General features: G+C 59.1%; 20 protein-coding genes and 1 pseudogene. 10 read left to right on the plus strand and 11 right to left on the minus strand.

Features of this window, described 5'->3' with window-relative positions; translation table 11 throughout:
* Positions 1–146 precede the first annotated feature (146 nt).
* On the plus strand, positions 147–812 hold the full coding sequence (locus E4P00_RS02865) for a polysaccharide lyase family 7 protein (protein ID WP_005792188.1): 666 nt from the start codon (positions 147–149) through the stop codon (positions 810–812).
* Between the two features lie 492 nt (positions 813–1,304).
* Positions 1,305–1,598: a fructose-bisphosphate aldolase gene (locus tag E4P00_RS02870; RefSeq protein WP_216090416.1), complete on the plus strand. Its 294-nt coding sequence runs from the start codon at positions 1,305–1,307 to the stop codon at positions 1,596–1,598.
* Between the two features lie 104 nt (positions 1,599–1,702).
* Here the strand turns inward: E4P00_RS02870 and E4P00_RS02875 are convergent, their stop codons facing one another.
* Entirely contained in the window at positions 1,703–2,263 is a 561-nt protein-coding gene (locus E4P00_RS02875; RefSeq protein WP_248130620.1) for a DUF3757 domain-containing protein, read from the minus strand.
* 340 nt (positions 2,264–2,603) lie between these two features.
* Here E4P00_RS02875 and E4P00_RS02880 point away from each other — a divergent pair, with 340 nt between their 5' ends.
* Entirely contained in the window at positions 2,604–2,879 is a 276-nt protein-coding gene (locus E4P00_RS02880) for a hypothetical protein (RefSeq protein WP_216090417.1), read from the plus strand.
* Between the two features lie 136 nt (positions 2,880–3,015).
* Here E4P00_RS02880 and fba read toward each other — a convergent pair whose 3' ends face one another.
* The 6 genes from fba to tkt all read right to left on the minus strand — a co-directional run bounded on the left by fba (position 3,016) and on the right by tkt (position 9,231).
* Complete coding sequence (gene fba / locus E4P00_RS02885; RefSeq protein WP_003177554.1) at positions 3,016–4,080, minus strand: class II fructose-bisphosphate aldolase; 1,065 nt, start codon at positions 4,078–4,080, stop codon at positions 3,016–3,018.
* 123 nt (positions 4,081–4,203) lie between these two features.
* A complete protein-coding gene (locus tag E4P00_RS02890; RefSeq protein ID WP_005792196.1) occupies positions 4,204–4,539 on the minus strand; it encodes an MliC family protein in 336 nt (111 codons plus the stop codon).
* A 60-nt stretch (positions 4,540–4,599) separates the two neighbouring features.
* Positions 4,600–4,827, minus strand: a complete 228-nt coding sequence (locus tag E4P00_RS02895; RefSeq protein ID WP_005792197.1) for a hypothetical protein — start codon at positions 4,825–4,827, stop codon at positions 4,600–4,602.
* 31 nt (positions 4,828–4,858) lie between these two features.
* Positions 4,859–6,022, minus strand: a complete 1,164-nt coding sequence (locus tag E4P00_RS02900) for a phosphoglycerate kinase (RefSeq protein ID WP_032879003.1) — start codon at positions 6,020–6,022, stop codon at positions 4,859–4,861.
* A gap of 17 nt (positions 6,023–6,039) precedes the next feature.
* Entirely contained in the window at positions 6,040–7,095 is a 1,056-nt protein-coding gene (epd, locus tag E4P00_RS02905; RefSeq protein ID WP_032879002.1) for an erythrose-4-phosphate dehydrogenase, read from the minus strand.
* A 138-nt stretch (positions 7,096–7,233) separates the two neighbouring features.
* Positions 7,234–9,231 carry a transketolase gene (gene tkt / locus E4P00_RS02910; protein ID WP_005792201.1) on the minus strand — a complete coding sequence of 666 codons (1,998 nt, stop codon included), beginning with the start codon at positions 9,229–9,231 and terminating at the stop codon, positions 7,234–7,236.
* Positions 9,232–9,491: 260 nt separating this feature from the next.
* Here tkt and E4P00_RS02915 point away from each other — a divergent pair, with 260 nt between their 5' ends.
* From E4P00_RS02915 to E4P00_RS02930, 4 genes are all read left to right on the plus strand, one after another.
* Complete coding sequence (locus E4P00_RS02915) at positions 9,492–10,487, plus strand: metalloregulator ArsR/SmtB family transcription factor (protein ID WP_078822538.1); 996 nt, start codon at positions 9,492–9,494, stop codon at positions 10,485–10,487.
* A 19-nt stretch (positions 10,488–10,506) separates the two neighbouring features.
* On the plus strand, positions 10,507–11,697 hold the full coding sequence (metK, locus tag E4P00_RS02920; RefSeq protein ID WP_032878996.1) for a methionine adenosyltransferase: 1,191 nt from the start codon (positions 10,507–10,509) through the stop codon (positions 11,695–11,697).
* Between the two features lie 110 nt (positions 11,698–11,807).
* Positions 11,808–13,472, plus strand: coding sequence for an NAD-dependent DNA ligase LigB (ligB, locus tag E4P00_RS02925; RefSeq protein ID WP_248130621.1), 1,665 nt, complete (start codon positions 11,808–11,810; stop codon positions 13,470–13,472).
* A gap of 41 nt (positions 13,473–13,513) precedes the next feature.
* The gene (locus tag E4P00_RS02930; protein WP_103734251.1) at positions 13,514–13,909 is read left to right on the plus strand and encodes a DUF1090 domain-containing protein; all 396 of its coding nucleotides are present in this window, start codon (positions 13,514–13,516) and stop codon (positions 13,907–13,909) included.
* A gap of 6 nt (positions 13,910–13,915) precedes the next feature.
* Here the strand turns inward: E4P00_RS02930 and E4P00_RS02935 are convergent, their stop codons facing one another.
* The gene (locus tag E4P00_RS02935) at positions 13,916–14,365 is read right to left on the minus strand and encodes a cytochrome c (protein WP_032878990.1); all 450 of its coding nucleotides are present in this window, start codon (positions 14,363–14,365) and stop codon (positions 13,916–13,918) included.
* A gap of 128 nt (positions 14,366–14,493) precedes the next feature.
* Here E4P00_RS02935 and E4P00_RS02940 point away from each other — a divergent pair, with 128 nt between their 5' ends.
* On the plus strand, positions 14,494–15,687 hold the full coding sequence (locus E4P00_RS02940; protein ID WP_228309068.1) for an MltA domain-containing protein: 1,194 nt from the start codon (positions 14,494–14,496) through the stop codon (positions 15,685–15,687).
* A gap of 79 nt (positions 15,688–15,766) precedes the next feature.
* Here E4P00_RS02940 and E4P00_RS02945 read toward each other — a convergent pair whose 3' ends face one another.
* Positions 15,767–16,153, minus strand: coding sequence for an MAPEG family protein (locus E4P00_RS02945; protein WP_032878985.1), 387 nt, complete (start codon positions 16,151–16,153; stop codon positions 15,767–15,769).
* Between the two features lie 31 nt (positions 16,154–16,184).
* Positions 16,185–16,520 (minus strand): annotated as a pseudogene (locus E4P00_RS02950) (EamA family transporter); the annotation flags it as partial.
* Positions 16,521–16,645: 125 nt separating this feature from the next.
* On the opposite strand from E4P00_RS02950, the gene E4P00_RS02955 reads away from it, so the two are divergent.
* Positions 16,646–17,881 carry a sodium:proton antiporter gene (locus E4P00_RS02955; protein WP_248130622.1) on the plus strand — a complete coding sequence of 412 codons (1,236 nt, stop codon included), beginning with the start codon at positions 16,646–16,648 and terminating at the stop codon, positions 17,879–17,881.
* On the opposite strand, the gene E4P00_RS02960 is transcribed toward E4P00_RS02955, so the two are convergent.
* The gene (locus E4P00_RS02960; protein WP_216090421.1) at positions 17,796–18,740 is read right to left on the minus strand and encodes a LysR family transcriptional regulator; all 945 of its coding nucleotides are present in this window, start codon (positions 18,738–18,740) and stop codon (positions 17,796–17,798) included. The genes E4P00_RS02955 and E4P00_RS02960 overlap by 86 nt on opposite strands.
* Before the next feature lie 92 nt (positions 18,741–18,832).
* On the opposite strand from E4P00_RS02960, the gene E4P00_RS02965 reads away from it, so the two are divergent.
* The gene (locus tag E4P00_RS02965) at positions 18,833–19,246 is read left to right on the plus strand and encodes a VOC family protein (RefSeq protein WP_248130623.1); all 414 of its coding nucleotides are present in this window, start codon (positions 18,833–18,835) and stop codon (positions 19,244–19,246) included.
* Positions 19,247–19,254 lie beyond the last annotated feature (8 nt).

Below are 19,254 nucleotides of genomic sequence, written 5' to 3' on the forward strand. Positions count from 1 at the left end.
GCGGCTCATGGGCAACATGGCTTTTTGGCATTCCTCTGACGCCAATTAATTGCCAGCGATTGTTTAACAATTTCACCAGCACCGCCTATAAAGAACCGGTAAGGCCTCTGGGCCAACGTTTTCACCCTCTGTAAAAGGCCAACACCATGATCGACCTCTCCACCTGGAACCTGAGCATTCCGGTCGGCTCCCCGCCCACGACCATCGACACCCCAAGGCTGCTGAGTGGCTTCAACGATCAATACTTCCAGGCCGAAGGCAGCGATGTGCAGTTCTGGACCCCCGTGACCGGCACCCGCACCGAAAACGCCATTTACCCACGCAGCGAACTGCGCGAAACCTACGCCGACGGGCGCCTGCGCAACTGGACCTACCCCGAGGCCGACAACTTCCTGCGCGCCACCCTCACGGTCAACCAGGTACCCACCTCCGGCAAAGTCGTCATCGGCCAGATCCACGCCTATGACAGCCAGAAACCACTGATCAAGCTGGAGTACCAGTTCAAGGAAAAAACCCAGACCGGCAACATCGTCGCCAAGGTGCGCATGCGCCCGGACGAGGCCGAGAGCCAGGTCATCATCGTCGCCTCCAACGTGCCACTGGAGAAGAGCTTCACCTACGTTATCAATCTCAACAAAGCCGGGCTGCTCAGCGTGTACGCCGCCGACAGCGAGTGGAATGAACGCATTGGCGCTGCCTGGGGCGACAAGCCGTTGTACTTCAAGGCGGGGGTGTATGTGCAGGACAACAGTGGGGACAGCAAGGAGGGGGCAAGGGTGACGTTTGCGAAGTTGGATATTGATCACGAGTAAATGGATTAGCCTATTTCGAGTAGGCAACGTCCGATAAGCCCAAGGATCATTCCCCGATAAATCCAGACGATTAAATCCCCTGTGGGAGGGGGCTTGCTCCCGATAGCGGTGTGTCAGCTCCAATAGCTGTGACTGACCCACCGCAATCGGGAGCAAGCCCCCTCCCACATTTGGCCTGTTTGGCCTGAGGGCCTGGTGTTCGTCCTACAGGACCGTTGCGGTCAGCCAACTCGCCGCTTATAGTTCGCCCCGTCGCTGGCGTTGATCAGCGATAGGGTTTCGCAGCCCTAACGATACGTGTGTAACCAAGCATCATGAATACAACGATGAGCGCTTCGGCGCCCGTCGTCTGTTTTATGGTGGCTGTGTGTGGGAGACCTCCGGGTCTGCCGGGTTCCTCGTATCCTCGGTCTGCGAACCCGCGCACAGCTACCACCCACTTCGTTTCGCAGCGAATGGCGGTAGTCCTTTTCAGATACGAGGATATTTGCCATGACCCAACAGCTTCCACCCCGCCGTTTCACCCCCTGCACCGAAACCGCCACCGACTACCCCGTGCTTCTCATCGACAGCGACGCCCCACTGCTCGACCTCCACGCCTGCCTGCGCGAACGCCTCAACGCGGCCATTGAACACCTCAACCTGATGGCCTGTTCCAGCCTGCCGGATTTCACAGAACGCGACCTGAACAACATCGCCAATACCGCACGCATTTTGGTTCAGGACGTGAGCGACGTGTTCCGGGTGATTGAACAGCAAGGGTTCGATACACCCAGCGCCGTCTAATCAAACTCCAGCAAAAAACCCGCACTCCTGCGGGTTTTTCATAAAGTGGACTTAATTAGATTTGTGCCGTCAGGTCAGCCCCAGCACCTGATGGCTTCGCCTTTCTACTGAGGAGGCAATGTCAATTTCGCAGGGCCCTTTGAGTTCATTAGCTCAAAAGTACAGTCTGTGACAGTGTTATTTTTACATTCCTTGTGCTCGTTCCAAGCACTGCCTTTAGCCACTGGAGGCAAGGTAAAACGCTTGGACAGCCTTAAATAGTCGCTCTTGCCTTTTCCCACGTAATCGCAGGTCACATAGTTATAAGGCAACTTCGTCTCGCTGTCTGTTCCCTGCTTGATCGCCGCGCCTGAAAAGCTGAACCCCTCAACCATCGAGCTATCCTCGACAAGCTGCTCACCACTCCACTCCTGCACCCCGCCTGAGAAGTGAATACTCACTGCCTTAATACTTGAGACGTCTGGACAAGACAGCGGGGCTGCATAGGCATTACCCATCAGCACTAATCCTCCAATAGCAGTAAAGCATTGAAGCGTTTTTAATAAATGCACCTGTGACATAGCCTGTATTCCCTTATTGGAGTAATCCTCTGCAGCATGCGCAAATTCATTAACGAAAAATACTGTCAACGTTGACAGTTTTAAATAAAAATTAGGAATAAGCACAGCAACTTCAATAGCTAAATGATTATTCCCTCAGAGCACCAAATAAACAATCGAGATTGGCCGAACACGCATATCCAGCCCACTTTAAATATTTCCACAGAATGGTGAAAATCATAGCCTTAACCAAACCCAAGGTTGTGGGGGGGGTATTACAAATCCAGTCCCGCTCAGACATACACACATAAGTGCGCACTTAGTGAGTATCCAGCTAAATGCGCCGTCTTTACCTACAGCCATTCGTCGGAACTGTGATTTCTAACAGGTAGCCACATACCTGATGCATCACTAGAGTTTCATCACGTCGTCGATTCCCGACGACCACTTAAGAAGGATATTTATCATGGCTGCCTATATTGATAGCGCTAAAGGCGGAGCCGCTCAAATTGCAGTTTCAGGAAGGGGCACGCCTGGTTATCGGGTTTACTTGCATCAAGCCGGCACGGGAGCGCTTCTAGGAAGCGGGCTTGTTGGCTCAAACGGCACGTACTCCTTTACCACCCAAGAAGCGATTCTGAAAAACTACAGCAAACAAACCATTAACGTACAAGTAAGAGAGACTAAGGACAATAGCACCTATTCGGACTGGAGCCTCACCAGTCCCGTGACGATCTCTTAACTCGCCAAACTCAAATTAGAAGTTATCGGCATAGCTGCTGGATACAGTTAACCTTTTAAGGTCATGTTGAATTATTAAGACAATAAATATAAATAAAAAACCCGCATTGCTGCGGGTTTTTTATAAACGCCCGGACTTAATTGACCTTAGCGTTCAACTCACCCTTCAAATACCGCTGGTACATCGCTTCCAACGAGATCGGCTTGATCTTCGAAGCATTACCCGCAGTACCAAACGCTTCGTAGCGAGCAATACACACGTCGCGCATTGCGGTCACGGTGGCACCGAAGAATTTACGTGGGTCGAACTCGCTCGGGTTGGTGGCCATCAGGCGACGCATTGCGCCAGTAGAGGCCAGGCGCAGGTCGGTGTCGATGTTGACCTTGCGCACGCCGTACTTGATGCCTTCGACGATTTCTTCAACCGGTACGCCGTAGGTTTCTTTGATGTCGCCGCCGTACTGGTTGATGATCGCCAGCCACTCTTGCGGGACCGAGGAAGAGCCGTGCATCACCAGGTGGGTGTTGGGGATGCGCTTGTGGATTTCCTTGATGCGGTCGATAGCCAGCACGTCGCCGGTAGGTGGCTTGGTGAACTTGTAGGCGCCGTGGCTGGTGCCGATGGCGATGGCCAAGGCGTCGACCTGGGTCTTCTTGACGAAGTCGGCCGCTTCTTCCGGGTCGGTCAGCATCTGGCTGTGATCCAGCACGCCTTCGGCGCCGATGCCGTCTTCTTCGCCGGCCATGCCGGTTTCAAGCGAGCCCAGGCAGCCCAGCTCGCCTTCGACCGACACGCCGCAGGCATGAGCCATGGCCACAGTTTGTTGGGTGACGCGTACGTTGTACTCGTAGTCGGTTGGGGTCTTGCCGTCTTCGCCGAGGGAGCCATCCATCATCACCGAGCTGAAGCCCAGCTGGATGGAGCGCTGGCACACGTCAGGGCTGGTGCCGTGGTCCTGGTGCATGCACACCGGGATATGTGGGAATTCTTCGATGGCCGCAAGGATCAGGTGACGCAGGAACGGGGCACCGGCGTATTTGCGCGCACCGGCCGAAGCCTGGACGATCACAGGGGAGTCGGTCTTGTCAGCGGCTTCCATGATGGCGCGCATCTGCTCAAGGTTGTTGACGTTAAAGGCTGGGACGCCGTAGCCGAACTCGGCTGCGTGGTCCAGCATTTGACGCATGCTGATAAGTGCCATTGTGTTGTCTCTCCCGGTCGAGGGTCGTTAATCGTGCAAGCCTGCCGTAGCGGCGGCTGCTATTCAAGTTATTGCAGATCAAGGGGTTAAGCTTGAGCTGCTGAATCGTTATTGCTGTTGGGTTCAGTTGGCTTTGCAGCCGCGCCCAATCAAATCATCGGTGGCAACCCAGTACACCAGGCCTTCCTCACCTTTGGTGTGAAACGCCAACTGGCCGTCGCTATACAGCACGCCGGAGGCGGCTACCTCTTGCTTGAGACGGTAAACCTGGTCCGAACCGCCGAGGCGTACATCCACTTCGGAACGGGCCTGGTTGGCGAAGCGCCAGTTGAGCTCGGCCTTGCTATCGCAGGTCCAGGTGGTCCACTTGTCGGCAGGCTCTGCGGCCTTGCTGAACATGTTCATGCTGCTGCAACCGGCCAACAGGGCCAGGGCTGCCAGGGCGAAAACGCCTTTCATTGCCAATCCTCGCAGGGCGACCTGGGGCCGCCGTTGCTGTTGGTTAGTGGATCAGACCCGTCAAGGGCAACCCTGTTCCTGACCGTTGGGCGCGGAGTCGTATTTCTCCAGCCGTTCGTTGCCGATGCGCTTGTTGATCACCGGCATGGTCTCGGCTTGCCAGTCAGCCTGGTAACAGCTTTTGTTCAACGGAGCCTTGGCGTTGTCCGCCTCCGGCGCCGCGCTGGGTGTGCCGCTGCAGCCGGCCAACAAGCCCGCTGCGATCACCAGTGCCAACGACTTGATCATGGGAACACTCCTTTTCCTGATCACGCGAGCCTTAGCCCTTGGCTCGGGTTTCCAGCACTTCCACGGCTGGCAAAACCTTGCCCTCGACGAATTCGAGGAAGGCGCCGCCACCGGTAGAAATGTAGGAGATCTGATCAGCAACGCCATATTTATCGATGGCCGCCAAGGTGTCACCGCCGCCGGCGATGGAGAAGGCCGAGCTTTCAGCAATAGCTTTGGCCAGCACTTTGGTGCCGTTGCCGAACTGGTCGAACTCGAACACGCCTACCGGGCCATTCCACAGGATAGTCTGGGATGCCTTGAGCAGTTCGGCGAAGTTGGCCGCAGTTTGCGGGCCGATGTCCAGGATCATGTCGTCAGCGGCCACGTCAGCGATGAGCTTGACGGTGGCTTCGGCGCTTTCAGCGAACTCTTTGGCAACGACCACGTCCACCGGCAATGGCACGCTGACTTTGGCGGCGATGGCGCGGGCGGTGTCCAGCAGGTCCGGCTCATACAGGGATTTGCCCACCGGGTGGCCGGCTGCGGCCAGGAAGGTGTTGGCGATGCCGCCGCCGACGATCAACTGGTTGCAGATCTGGCTGAGGCTATTGAGTACATCCAGCTTGGTGGAGACCTTGGAGCCGGCAACGATGGCCGCCATTGGCTGGGCCGGAGCGCCCAGGGCCTTGCCCAACGCATCCAGCTCAGCAGCCAGCAGTGGGCCGGCAGCGGCAACCTTGGCGAACTTGGCCACACCGTGGGTCGAACCTTCAGCGCGGTGAGCAGTGCCGAAAGCGTCCATCACGAACACATCGCACAAGGCAGCATATTGCTGGGCCAGTTCGTCGCTGTTCTTTTTCTCGCCCTTGTTGAAGCGCACGTTTTCGAACAGCACGATATCGCCGGCCTTCACATCTACGCCGCCCAGGTAATCCGCGACCAACGGAACGTCACGGCCCAGGGCCTTGCTCAGGTACTCGGCGACAGGCTTGAGGCTGTTTTCGGCAGAGAACTCACCTTCGGTCGGGCGACCCAGGTGGGAGCAGACCATCACGGCCGCGCCTTTTTCCAGGGCCAGCTTGATGGTCGGCAGCGAGGCCAGGATTCGCGCATCGCTGGTGACAACACCGTCCTTGACTGGGACGTTGAGGTCTTCGCGGATCAGTACGCGTTTACCTTGCAGATCGAGGTCGGTCATCTTCAACACGGTCATGGGTCGCAGTTCCTGAATTACTGTTGAGGTTGTTTAGAGGCGATGTGCAGATAATGTTCCGCAACATCCAGCATTCGGTTGGCAAAACCCCATTCGTTGTCGAACCAGGCCAGGATATTCACCAGCCTGGGGCCGGAAACGCGAGTCTGGCTGGCATCGACAATCGCCGAATGCGGGTCATGGTTGAAATCGCAACTGGCGTGGGGCAACTCGGTGTAGGCCAGCAGGCCTTTGAGCGGGCCGCTGGTGGCGGCGTCACGCAGTATCCGGTTGACCTCCGTCGCATCAGTGTCGCTGACGGTTTGCATGGTGATATCCAGGCAAGACACATTCACCGTCGGCACCCGTACGGCTTTGGCCTGGATTCGCCCGGCAAGTTCCGGCAACAGCCGCTCGATGCCGCGAGCTAAGCCTGTGGACACCGGAATCACTGACTGGAACGCCGAACGCGTGCGGCGCAGGTCTTCGTGGTGATAGGCGTCGATCACCGGCTGATCGTTCATCGCCGAGTGAATCGTGGTGATCGACACATAATCCAGGCCGATCGCCTGATCCAGCAGGCGCAACAATGGCACGCTGCAGTTGGTGGTACACGAAGCGTTGGACACCAGCAGCTCATCACCGGTCAGGCAATCCTGGTTGATGCCATAGACAATGGTGGCGTCGACATCCGCCTCGCTGGCCATCGGCTGTGAAAACAGCACACGCGGCGCACCGGCGTCGAGAAAACGCTGGCCATCGGCACGGGTGTGATAGACACCGGAGCATTCCAGCACCAGGTCGACGCCCAGTGCTTTCCAGTCGATGCCTTCGGGAGTGGCACTGCGCAACACTTGTACGCAGTTGCCATTGATATGCAGACAATCGCCGTCGACTCGCACTTCGCCGGGAAAGCGCCCGTGGGTGGAGTCAAAGCGTGTCAGGTATTCGATGCTGGCCATGTCGGCCAGATCGTTGATTGCAACAATTTCAAACCCGGCTGCCGCCCCTCGCTCGAACAGAGCACGCAAGACGCAACGACCAATGCGGCCGTAGCCGTTGAGTGCAACTTTGTAGGGACGCGGTTGGGGCATGGGGTTCTCGATCAAGGTTAGTTCGGTGTTGAATGTTCTGACGCCATCGCGGGCAAGCCCACTCCCACATTAGACCGCGATCCAAATGTGGGAGCGGGCTTGCCCGCGATAGCGCCAGTGCAGACAACGCAGACTGACTTAGTCTTCCAGCAACTCTTCAGCCTGACCCAGGATGTTTTCCAGGGTGAAACCGAACTCTTCGAACAACGCTGGCGCCGGCGCCGACTCACCATAGGTGGTCATGCCGATCACGCGGCCTTCCAGGCCCACGTACTTGTACCAGTAGTCAGCGTGAGCCGCTTCGATGGCGATACGCGCGCTGACCTGCAACGGCAACACCGATTGCTTGTAGCCGGCGTCCTGGGCTTCGAACACGCTGGTGCATGGCATGGATACAACGCGAACGTTGCGGCCCTGGGCGGTCAGCTTGTCGTAGGCCTGAACGGTCAGGCCCACTTCGGAACCGGTGGAGATCAGGATCAGCTCCGGCTCGCCGATGCAGTCCTTGAGCACATAACCACCACGGCTGATGTCGGCGATCTGCGCGTCGGTACGCACCTGGTGTTGCAGGTTCTGACGCGAGAAGATCAGCGCCGAAGGGCCGTCCTTGCGCTCGATGGCGTGCTTCCAGGCCACGGCGGATTCGACCGCGTCGGCTGGGCGCCAGCAGTCCAGGTTCGGCGTGGTACGCAGGCTGGTCAGTTGCTCGACCGGCTGGTGCGTCGGGCCGTCTTCACCCAGGCCGATGGAGTCGTGGGTGTACACATGGATCACACGCTTCTTCATCAGCGCAGCCATACGTACGGCGTTACGTGCGTACTCCATGAACATCAGGAACGTCGCGCCGTAAGGCACCAGGCCGCCGTGCAAGGACACGCCGTTCATGATGGCGCTCATGCCGAACTCGCGCACGCCGTAGTACATGTAGTTGCCGCTGGCGTCTTCGGCCGAGACACCTTTGCAGCCTTTCCACAGGGTCAGGTTGGAACCGGCCAGGTCGGCCGAACCGCCGAGGATCTCAGGCAGCAGCGGGCCAAAGGCGTTCAGGGTGTTCTGGCTGGCTTTACGGCTGGCGATGGTCTCGCCCTTGGCCGCGACTTCGGCGATGTAGGCCGAGGCTTTTGCCGAGAAGTCGGCAGGCAGGTCACCGGCCAGGCGACGAACCAGCTCGTTGGCAAGCTCCGGGAATTCGGCGGAGTAGGCAGCGAAACGCTGGTCCCACTCGGCTTCGGTGGCCAGGCCTTTTTCCTTGGCGTCCCATTCGGCATAGATGTCGGCCGGGATTTCAAACGGGCCGTGGTTCCACTTCAGCGCTTCACGGGTCAGGGCGATTTCCGCGTCACCCAGTGGGGCGCCGTGGCAGTCTTCTTTACCTTGCTTGTTCGGCGAGCCGAAACCGATGGTGGTCTTGCAGCAGATCAGGGTTGGCTGCGCGCTCTTGCGAGCGGTGTCGATGGCGATCTTGATTTCTTCCGGATCGTGGCCGTCGACGTTGCGGATCACCTGCCAGTTGTAGGCTTCGAAACGCTTGGGGGTGTCGTCGGTGAACCAGCCTTCGACTTCGCCGTCGATGGAAATGCCGTTGTCATCGTAGAAGGCAATCAGCTTGCCCAGGCCAAGGGTGCCGGCCAGGGAGGCGACTTCGTGGGAGATGCCTTCCATCATGCAGCCATCACCCAGGAACACATAGGTGTGGTGGTCGACGATGTCGTGGCCAGGGCGGTTGAATTGCGCGCCCAGAACTTTTTCAGCCAGCGCGAAGCCGACAGCGTTGGCCAGGCCCTGACCCAGGGGACCGGTAGTGGTCTCCACGCCTGGGGTGTAGCCGAATTCCGGGTGACCGGGGGTGCGGCTGTGCAGCTGACGGAAGCTCTTGAGGTCGTCGATGGTGACGTCGTAGCCGGTCAGGTGCAGCAGCGAATAGATCAGCATCGAGCCGTGGCCGTTGGACAGCACGAAGCGGTCACGGTCGGCGAACGACGGGTTGCTCGGGTTGTGTTTCAGGTAGTCACGCCAAAGTACCTCGGCGATATCCGCCATGCCCATCGGGGCACCGGGATGGCCGCTGTTGGCTTTTTGCACGGCATCCATGCTGAGGGCACGAATGGCGTTGGCACGCTCACGACGGCTGGGCATCGCTGATCTCCTGGAGTTTACTTTTAAAGAAACGGAAAAAAGGACCGGCATTTTCCCTCAGCCACCGCCTGCGGGCAATGACAGATAGTCACTTGAGGGTGTTTTTCCTGTGGTTTGGATGGCAATAGGTTGCAGAAACCTTTAACTGGTTCGTCTAAAGGTTATAGCGGCGGCTTATAACCGCCACTTATCGATCAATATCAAAACTTTTTGATATTGACCTTGCAGGGATTTACACCCGTCACTAGACTGCTGGCCTTATGAACCTACCCGTGCCCTCCCTGCGTCCTGACGACGGCGATGAACTGGCAGCCCTTTGCAAGGCTGCAGGTGATCCGTTGCGCCTGAACGTATTGCGCGCACTGGCCAACGATTCGTTCGGGGTGCTGGAACTGGCGCAGATCTTCGCCATCGGCCAATCCGGCATGAGCCACCACTTGAAGGTGCTGGCCCAGGCCGACCTGGTCGCCACGCGCCGCGAAGGTAATGCGATTTTTTACCGCCGCGCCCTGCCCCATACCGAACAGCTGGGCGGCAAACTGCACGCCGCCTTGCTTGAGGAAGTGGATAACCTGGGCCTGCCGAGCGACGTACAGTCGCGCATCGGCCAGGTCCACGGGCAACGCGCCGCCGCCAGCCAGGACTTTTTCTCCCGGGTTGCCGACAAGTTTCGCGCCCAGCAGGACCTGATCGCCGGCTTGCCCCAATACCGCGAAAGCGTACTGGCGCTGTTGGACAAGCTGAGCTTCAGTACTGAGGCAACGGCCGTGGAAGTCGGCCCTGGCGATGGCGGCTTTCTGCCGGACCTGGCACGGCGTTTCGGGCAGGTGACGGCGCTGGACAACAGCCCGGCAATGCTTGAACTGGCGCGCCAACTCTGTGAACGCGAAGCCCTGGGCAATGTGCGCCTGCAGTTGGCCGACGCCTTGAATGACACCAACCTGCGGGCCGATTGCGTGGTGCTGAACATGGTCTTGCACCATTTCGCCGCCCCCGCCGACGCCCTCAAGCAAATGGCCGGGTTACTGCACCCCGGCGGTAGCCTGCTGGTTACGGATTTATGCAGCCACAACCAGAATTGGGCCAAGGAGGCCTGCGGTGATCTCTGGCTGGGTTTTGAACAGGACGATCTGGCCCGTTGGGCCACCGCTGCGGGACTCGTTCCCGGGGAAAGCCTCTATGTAGGTTTACGTAATGGTTTCCAGATTCAGGTCCGCCATTTTCAGCGACCGGCTGGCGACACTCACCATCGGTAAATATCAGGAAAACATCGAGATGAGCGAATACTCCCTTTTCACCTCCGAGTCCGTGTCTGAAGGGCATCCGGACAAAATCGCCGACCAGATTTCTGACGCGGTGCTGGACGCTATCATCGCTGAAGACAAGTTCGCCCGTGTGGCGTGCGAGACGCTGGTGAAAACGGGCGTGGCGATCATCGCCGGCGAAGTCACCACTACAGCCTGGGTCGACCTGGAGCAGATCGTTCGTGACGTGATCACCGACATTGGCTACAACAGCTCCGACGTCGGCTTCGACGGCGCGACCTGCGGCGTGATGAACATCATCGGCAAGCAATCGCCTGACATCAACCAGGGTGTAGACCGTGCCAAGCCTGAAGACCAGGGCGCCGGCGACCAGGGCCTGATGTTCGGCTACGCCAGCAATGAAACCGACGTGCTGATGCCGGCGCCGATCACCTTCTCGCACCAGTTGGTGCAACGCCAGGCCGAAGCACGTAAATCCGGGGTATTGCCTTGGCTGCGCCCGGACGCCAAGTCCCAGGTGACCTGCCGTTACGAAGGCGGCAAAGTCGTGGGTATCGACGCCGTTGTGCTGTCGACCCAGCACAACCCGGACGTGTCCTACGCCGACCTGCGCGAAGGCGTGATGGAGCTGATCGTCAAGCACGTGCTGCCTGCCGAGTTGCTGACCAAGGACACCCAGTTCCACATCAACCCGACCGGACAATTCATCATCGGCGGCCCCGTGGGCGACTGCGGCCTGACCGGTCGCAAGATCATCGTCGACAGTTACGGCGGCATGGCCCGTCACGGCGGTGGCGCGTTCTCGGGTAAAGACCCGTCCAAGGTTGACCGTTCGGCCGCTTATGCCGGTCGTTACGTGGCCAAGAACATCGTGGCTGCCGGCCTGGCCGAGCGCTGCGAAATTCAGGTTTCCTACGCTATTGGCGTGGCGCAGCCTACGTCGATCTCGCTGAACACCTTCGGCACCGGCAAGATCAGCGACGAGAAAATCGTCAAGCTGGTGCGTGAAATCTTCGACCTGCGCCCCTACGCAATCACCACCATGCTCGACCTGCTGCACCCGATGTATCAGGAAACCGCAGCCTACGGCCACTTCGGCCGTACCCCTGCGCAGAAGACTGTTGGCGATGACACCTTCAGCACCTTCACCTGGGAAAAAACCGACCGAGCCAACGACCTGCGTATCGCTGCCGGCCTGTAAGCGTTCGCGCTGTATACAGAAACACCCGGTAAAAAGCCCCGAGCAATCGGGGCTTTTTTGTGGGCGCCTGGATGACTTAGGCTGGGCTCCCTTTTCGAGCAAGGATGCTCATGATGCATAAGTTCATGGCTTTTTTTCTCAGTGTTTTATCCAGCTGGACGTGGGCAGAAACGTGCCCCGATCACGCTCACCTGCAACTCGACAGCTTGGCCAGGCAGATCAGCCAGTGGGACGACAGTTACCACCGCCAGGGCCAATCCCCCATCAGTGACGAACTCTACGACCAGGCCCGCCAGCGCCTGGCGCAATGGCGTGAATGCACACGCCAAGCCACGCCGAAAGCGGAAAACCCGCTGGCCAGTTCACGCGGCACGTTACGGCACCCAGTCGCGCACACCGGCCTGGAAAAGCTGCCGGACGAACCGGCAGTCAAGGAGTGGCTCAGCACCCGCCAGGACGTATGGATCCAACCCAAGGTCGACGGGGTGGCGGTGACGCTCGTCTATCGCGAGGGCCGCTTGCAGCAACTCATCAGCCGAGGCGATGGCGTGCTGGGCCACGATTGGTCGGCCTCGGCCGCCAGGATCCCCGGTATCGTCCAACAGCTGCCAGACGCGATTGATGTGGTGCTGCAAGGCGAACTTTACTGGCGCCTTGATCACCATGTGCAAGCGATAAACGGTGGGCTCAATGCGCGCAGCAAAGTGGCCGGCCTGATGAACCGGCGACAATTGAGCGACGCTGAGGCGGCAGGCATCGGCTTGTTCGTCTGGGCCTGGCCTGACGGTCCGGCGGACTTCACCGAGCGCCTGGCCACCCTGACGCGCTGGGGCTTCAGCGATACACAGCGTTATAGCCACCCCATTGCGCACATCAGCGAAGCCACTCATTGGCGCACGCATTGGTACAACGCACCGCTGCCCTTCGCCAGCGATGGCGTGGTGCTGCACCAGGCTGCACGGGCACCCGCCGAGCGCTGGCAAGCCAGTGCGCCTTATTGGATGGTCGCCTGGAAGTACCCAGCCATCAAAGCCCTGGCACTGGTGCGCAAGGTGCAATTCAGGGTCGGTCGCACCGGGCGCATCACCCCCATCCTCGAACTGGAACCCGTGTGGCTGGATGATCGGCAGATCAGCCGGGTCAGCGCCGGCTCCCTGAAACGCTGGCAAGCCCTGGATATCCGCCCCGGCGACCATGTGTCGATCAGCCTGGCGGGCCAGGTCATTCCCCGACTGGACGAGGTGATCCTGCGCAACGAAACCCGTGTGGACATGCAGCTACCCAACCCTCGCGATTTTCACGCCCTGAGTTGCTGGCAAATGGAGCCCGGCTGCGAAGATCAATTACTCGCCCGCCTCACCTGGCTGAGCGGCAAACAGGGCCTGGCCTTGCCACATATGGGCCGTGAAACCTGGAACATATTGATCCAGGCCGGTCTAATCGCAGGCTTTCTCGATTGGTTAACCCTGGATGCGGCGCAGCTTGCTACCATTGAGGGCTTCGGTGATCGCACTCGTGAGCGAGTGCTCGACAGTTTTAACAACGCCCGGCAACGCCCTTTTTCACAATGGCTCAAGGCCTTGGGCGTACCGCCAGCGGCGCGCAACAACCTGGAGGGCGACTGGCAGACGCTGGCCGCCAAAGACACCCAAGCCTGGCTGGCCTCAGATGGCATCGGCCCGGGTCGTGCAGCGCAACTGAGCGCGTTTTTTCGCGACCCGCAGGTGCAAGCCTTGGCTGAAACATTACGCGAGGCCGGGATAGATGGGTTTTGAACGCCACCCGGCCACCTGATTGCGACCTTGGAGCTTTATAGATGAAATTTCTCGCCCCCTTTGCCTTGCTGACCCTCGCAAGTTTCACAACCATGCCACTGCTGGCCGCCGAAGAAGCGCAACCGCTCACCGGCTGCGCCGCCAAGCGCCAGGCCATCAGCAGCCAGATCGAACAAGCCAAGGCCCACGGTAACAGCGCCCAACAGGCCGGCCTGGAAAAAGCCCTGAGCGAAGTCACCGCCAACTGCACCGACGCCACCTTGAAAAAAGAACGTGAAAACAAAGTGCTCGACGCCAAGCACGAAGTCTCCCGCCGTCAGGCCGACCTCGACAAGGCCATGAAAAAAGGCGATCCGGACAAGATCAACAAGCGTAAGGACAAACTGGCCGAGTCGCGCAAAGAACTACAGGACGCGGTGGAAGAACTCGACCAGTAAAAACGATCAGTGATCTCGGAACTGTTTATGGCAGGCGCTACAGGCGTCTTCGACTTTTTGCACCGCCGGCTGAAGGTTACTGGCCTTGTAGGGTTGCACTTGGCTGGCAATCACCAATTCACCGGTGGCCGCCTCAAGGTCGCGGGCCAGTTGCTGGAACTGCGCCTGTTTCTGCCACACGTCGTCCCTGGCGCTCGTGTGATCTTCTTCGCGCACGCTTGGGAAGTGCTTCCACGGCTCATGGGACAACGCATCCAGCTTGACCGCGCCTTCTGCAAACCTGGCACCGTCGAACGGGATACGCCCGCGCAACATCCCGCCCAGGTCTTCGCCGGTCTTGAGCATCTGCTTGAAGATCGCCTTGCGTTGGCCCAGTGGGGAATTGGGGTCAACACCGCCACAGGCGGACAAGGCCAGGCAGGCCAGCAGTACAACGGTCAGTTTTTTTAGAATCATGATGGCTTCAGGTCACGGGAAACGGCGGCCAGTATCCTCGCCCCACCCGTAAAGACCAATAGCCCTATTAATAATAAGGGTTGCCCGAATGCAATGAAGCATGGGTAATCGCTTCAGGAAATGCTTACATGAATATCACCGCGAAACCCTGGAGCCGCCGACTCGCGTGGGCTCTGCCAATGATCGCACTGCTGGCCGGCTGCGATGCAGGTAAAGATGCCGGCAAAGAGGTCGCCAAAGAAGAAGCCAAACCCCATGCGGTCGCCACCTATGTGAGCGCACCTTGGGAAGCCTTGCCGGTGGTCTCCGACAGCGATTTGCTGGCCGGTTTTGAATCCTGGCGCAGCGCCTGCCAGCGCCTCAAAGCCGACCCGGTATGGGGCACCACCTGCGCGGCAGCGGCCAGCGTACCGGGCAATGCCGTGGCGGTTCGCGGCTTTCTCAAGGAACACCTCGATGTCTTCGGCTTGCGTTCGGCCAACAACACACCCAATGGTTTGATCACCGGTTATTACGAGCCGGTCTACCCCGGCAGCCTGACCAAAACCGCTACCGCCCATGTGCCGGTCTACGGCGTGCCGGATGACTTGATTATCGTCAACCTCGAAAGCATCTACCCGGAGCTTAAAGGCAAGCGCCTGCGTGGACGCCTGGAAGGTCGGGTGCTCAAGCCTTATGACGACGCCAGCACCGTCAACAGCCAGGGCTCCACTGCCAAGCCGATCGCCTGGCTGACCGACCCAATGGACCTGCAATTCCTGCAAATCCAGGGCTCAGGGCGTATCCAACTGGCGGGAGGGCGCCAACTGCGCGTAGGTTACGGCGACCAGAACGGCTACCCGTACCGCCCAATCGGCCGTTGGCTGGTAGAGCAGGGCGAGCTGAAAAAAGAAGAGGTGACTATGGGCGCCATCAGCGCCTGGGCCAAGGCACATCCGCAGCGCATTCCTGAACTGCTGGCGAGCAACCCCAGCTACGTATTCTTCAGCGCACGCCCCGACAGCAACGAAGGCCCACGCGGTTCGCTGAACGTGCCATTGACCGCCGGCTACAGCGTGGCAGTGGACCGCAAGGTCATCCCGCTGGGTAGCCTGTTGTGGTTGTCGACCACCAAACCCGATGGTTCACCGATCACCAGACCTGTCGCGGCCCAGGACACCGGCGGCGCAATCACCGGCGAAGTACGGGCAGACTTGTTCTGGGGCACAGGTGATGCGGCAGGAGAGCTGGCAGGAAATATGAAACAACAAGGGCAAATCTGGATGCTGTGGCCCAAAGGCGCGGCGCTGCCGCAAGTACCGGATGCACCCGCCGGCACCTGACAGACGCTGATAATGAAATGTGGGAGGGGCGGTGCGACGATTCGCCTTGCCCCCTGCCACAAAGGATTTGCATCAGGCGTTAGATCGAGACAAAGAAGAAACTCGCAATCAACGCCATTCCCACGGCCCACACCAGCGAACGCAAAATCGCCCAATCGGCCAGGTAGCAAATGATGTACAGCAGGCGGCTGGTGATAAACAGCACCGCCAGCACATTGATCGTCACCAGTTCGGCGTTGCCGGCCATGTGCGCAATGACCACCGCCGCGGCAAACGCCGGGGTCACTTCAAAGCTGTTGAGTTGCGCATTGTTGGCGCGCTTGGCGACGCCCTCAACGGTATCGAGGAAAGCACGCGGGTCGTGGTTGTGCCGAGCTCCGAACTTGCCCGTGCTGAACTTGGCGACACCCGTGCATAGATAGGGCAGAAAAATTGCGATCAACACACACCAGAAAGCGACTGTCATCACTCATTCCTTTTTTGGATTTATCCGACGGTTAGAGTTTCATCACGAACATGCCGATCAGCACCAACCCACAAGCTATGAGCCGTGGACGGCCAAAAGGTTCTTTCAAGTAACGCATGCCGAACAGCACCACCAGGATCACGCTGACTTCCCGCGACGCCGCCGCCTCGGCAATCGAGCCCAACTGCATGGCCCAAAGCACCAAAGCGTAGCTCAACAACACGCACAATCCCACGCTCAGGCCCAACCGCCATTGAGTGCGCCAGAACAGGCTGAAGGCCGCACGCTTGCGCACCAGCGCCAGCAACGGAAATGGCCAGGCACTGATCAATGTCAGCCACACCAGGTAATCCAGCGGGTGCGACCAGCACCAGGGCTGTCGCTACCACCAGAACCTCCTCAATTGATTCGTGATGTAACTTCACCTGTTTATACTAAACGCCACCTCGGCGCCCCCCATGCGCCTACATTTCCCTGCTCCAAGGACCCCGGATGCTCGAACTTGTCGCCGCCTTCATTTGCCTCACCACCCTGCTCACCTATGTGAACTACCGCTTTATCGGCCTGCCGCCGACCATCGGTGTAATGGTCACTGCGCTGCTTTTTTCCCTGATCCTGCAGGGCCTGAGCTTTATCGGCTATCCCGGCCTGGAGGAGCGCATCCAGCAACTGATCGGCCAGATCGACTTCGGCGACTTGCTGATGAACTGGATGCTCTCGTTCCTGCTGTTCGCTGGCGCCTTGCACGTCAACTTGAACGACTTGCGCAGTTACCGCTGGCCCATCGGCCTGCTGGCCACCTTTGGCGTGTTGATCGCCACCGTGGTGATCGGCAGCCTGGCCTATTACATCTTCGCCCTGTTCGGCTGGCACGTGAGCTTCCTCTACTGCCTGCTGTTCGGCGCGCTGATTTCGCCTACAGACCCGATTGCGGTGCTCGGCGTGCTGCGTACCGCCAATGCGTCGAAACCACTGAAGACCACCATTGTCGGCGAGTCGCTGTTCAATGATGGCACCGCCGTGGTGGTGTTTACCGTGCTGTTGGGTATCGCGCAGTTGGGCGAGACGCCCACCGCGGGCGCCACTGCCCTGCTGTTTGCCCACGAGGCCATAGGCGGCGTGCTATTCGGCGGGCTGACCGGCTACCTCGTGTACCTGATGATCAAGAGTATCGAACAGCACCAGATCGAAGTGATGCTGACCCTTGCTCTGGTGATCGGCGGTTCGGCCATGGCTTCGCAACTGCACGTGTCCGCACCGATTGCAATGGTGGTCGCGGGGCTGATCATCGGCAACCTGGGACGCAAGCTGGCGATGAACGACATGACGCGTCGCTACTTGGATGGTTTCTGGGAACTGCTTGATGACATGCTCAACGCCTTGCTGTTTGCGCTGATCGGCATGGAATTGCTGCTGTTGCCATTCAACTGGCTGCACGTATTGGCGGCCAGTTTGCTCGCAGTGGCGATCCTGCTCTCGCGCCTGTTGACGGTGGCCCCGGCGATCTTGCTGCTGCGGCGCTGGCGCACGGTGCCGCGCGGCACTATCCGCATCCTGACCTGGGGTGGTTTGCGTGGCGGTGTCTCGGTGGCCTTGGCCTTGGCGCTGCCCTTGGGCCCGGAGCGCGACTTGTTGCTGAGCATCACCTACATCGTGGTGCTGTCTTCGATCCTGCTGCAGGGGTTGACGATTGGTCGCGTTGTAAAGCGCGTGACGCAGTCGCAGTAAGGGCACCACGCAGCATTTCAAGCAGGTGCCGCATCGCCAACGGGCGGCGCGGTGTCGAGCTGTACATGACGACCAGATCTCGCGCATAGCGCTGCTGGTCGTCAACCGGCACAACCCGGACCCCGTTACACGGCATCCCCATCCACTGCGGCACCAGCGACACCCCCATCCCTTGGGCCACCAGCATCAGGATGGTTTCCAATGCATCCAATTCACATAACACCTCTGGATCGAAGAACTGCTCATCCAGAAAACGCTGGGCGATCTGCCCGCCCCAAGAGCGGGCGTCGTAGCGAATAAACGGGCGTTCGCGCAGCAAGGCGGCAAATGCCTGGGTCTTGCATTCGGTGGGCGCAACCAGAATCAATGGCTCGGAGCGCAGCAAGTCCATCGACAAGGCTTTAGGCGGTTGAAACGGCGGCCTGACAAGTATCGCCGCATCCAACTCCTGGTTAAGTAACTTCTCGTAGAGGCTCCTGGAGTCACCGGGTGTGATCTTCAGCCTCAGTTTCGGTGCCGACACCGTCAGGCGCTCGATCACTCCCGGCAAAACGCCAGTCAACGCCGTTGAAATTGCGCCGATCTTGATCTCCCCTGATATCTCGTCCCGGCTCAGGTATTCCTCCAACTCGCGCGCCTGTTCAACGACGGCCTGAATTTTTGGTAATAGGCGCAGGCATTGGTCCGAGGGCCATGCGGCATGCGCCGTGCGCGTGAGCAGCGTGCAACCCAGCGTGCGCTCAAGCGCCTTGACCCGCTGGCTGATCGCAGCGGCAGTGCGGTTTTCGCGGCGCGCTGCGGCGGCTATGGACCCCGTTTCAATCACAGCGACCAGGCTTCTCAGGAATCGGACATCCATCAGTTTTCCTTTCGCTCAGACTAAGGCGAAGACGTTTTACCCGCTTATAAGGCCTGTTTAATCTGGGGACTCTCACATTCGGAGATTCCACCATGCACAGACCCTTTCACGCTGCATACCATGTTTATGACTTAGACAAGGCGCGCATTTTTTATCAAGATGTTTTGGGCTGCACGGAAGGCCGTTGCAGTGCGACCTGGATCGACTTCGACTTTTTCGGCAATCAACTTTCACTGCACGTGGGTACACCCTTTGCGACCACACGTACCGGCCTGGTCGGCGAACACCATGTACTGATGCCGCACCTGGGCGTGGTGCTGCCACTGGATGAATGGCTGGAATTGGCCGAGCGCCTGACCCGACTGGGCACTGCCTTCGAAATCCCACCCGTGATCCGGTTTGCTGGTGAACCCGGCGAGCAACGGACAATGTTCTTTCTCGACCCCAGCGGCAACCCGATCGAAGTCAAGGGTTTCAAGGACTTCGAGGGCCTGTTCGCCCACTGACCTCCCCT

The sequence above is a fragment of the Pseudomonas sp. B329 genome, from assembly GCF_023127835.1.
In the GTDB taxonomy this organism is placed as follows: Bacteria; Pseudomonadota; Gammaproteobacteria; order Pseudomonadales; family Pseudomonadaceae; genus Aquipseudomonas; species Aquipseudomonas synxantha_A.

Bases quoted from the DNA above. Each gene is read 5' to 3' on its own strand.
- E4P00_RS02865 (WP_005792188.1), top strand. From the start codon at position 147: ATGATCGACCTCTCCACCTGGAACCTGAGCATTCCGGTCGGCTCCCCG.
- E4P00_RS02870 (WP_216090416.1), top strand. From the start codon at position 1,305: ATGACCCAACAGCTTCCACCCCGCCGTTTCACCCCCTGCACCGAAACC.
- E4P00_RS02880 (WP_216090417.1), top strand. From the start codon at position 2,604: ATGGCTGCCTATATTGATAGCGCTAAAGGCGGAGCCGCTCAAATTGCA.
- fba (WP_003177554.1), bottom strand. From the start codon at position 4,080: ATGGCACTTATCAGCATGCGTCAAATGCTGGACCACGCAGCCGAGTTC.
- E4P00_RS02890 (WP_005792196.1), bottom strand. From the start codon at position 4,539: ATGAAAGGCGTTTTCGCCCTGGCAGCCCTGGCCCTGTTGGCCGGTTGC.
- E4P00_RS02895 (WP_005792197.1), bottom strand. From the start codon at position 4,827: ATGATCAAGTCGTTGGCACTGGTGATCGCAGCGGGCTTGTTGGCCGGC.
- E4P00_RS02900 (WP_032879003.1), bottom strand. From the start codon at position 6,022: ATGACCGTGTTGAAGATGACCGACCTCGATCTGCAAGGTAAACGCGTA.
- epd (WP_032879002.1), bottom strand. From the start codon at position 7,095: ATGCCCCAACCGCGTCCCTACAAAGTTGCACTCAACGGCTACGGCCGC.
- tkt (WP_005792201.1), bottom strand. From the start codon at position 9,231: ATGCCCAGCCGTCGTGAGCGTGCCAACGCCATTCGTGCCCTCAGCATG.
- E4P00_RS02915 (WP_078822538.1), top strand. From the start codon at position 9,492: ATGAACCTACCCGTGCCCTCCCTGCGTCCTGACGACGGCGATGAACTG.
- metK (WP_032878996.1), top strand. From the start codon at position 10,507: ATGAGCGAATACTCCCTTTTCACCTCCGAGTCCGTGTCTGAAGGGCAT.
- ligB (WP_248130621.1), top strand. From the start codon at position 11,808: ATGATGCATAAGTTCATGGCTTTTTTTCTCAGTGTTTTATCCAGCTGG.
- E4P00_RS02930 (WP_103734251.1), top strand. From the start codon at position 13,514: ATGAAATTTCTCGCCCCCTTTGCCTTGCTGACCCTCGCAAGTTTCACA.
- E4P00_RS02935 (WP_032878990.1), bottom strand. From the start codon at position 14,365: ATGATTCTAAAAAAACTGACCGTTGTACTGCTGGCCTGCCTGGCCTTG.
- E4P00_RS02940 (WP_228309068.1), top strand. From the start codon at position 14,494: ATGAATATCACCGCGAAACCCTGGAGCCGCCGACTCGCGTGGGCTCTG.
- E4P00_RS02945 (WP_032878985.1), bottom strand. From the start codon at position 16,153: ATGACAGTCGCTTTCTGGTGTGTGTTGATCGCAATTTTTCTGCCCTAT.
- E4P00_RS02955 (WP_248130622.1), top strand. From the start codon at position 16,646: ATGCTCGAACTTGTCGCCGCCTTCATTTGCCTCACCACCCTGCTCACC.
- E4P00_RS02960 (WP_216090421.1), bottom strand. From the start codon at position 18,740: ATGGATGTCCGATTCCTGAGAAGCCTGGTCGCTGTGATTGAAACGGGG.
- E4P00_RS02965 (WP_248130623.1), top strand. From the start codon at position 18,833: ATGCACAGACCCTTTCACGCTGCATACCATGTTTATGACTTAGACAAG.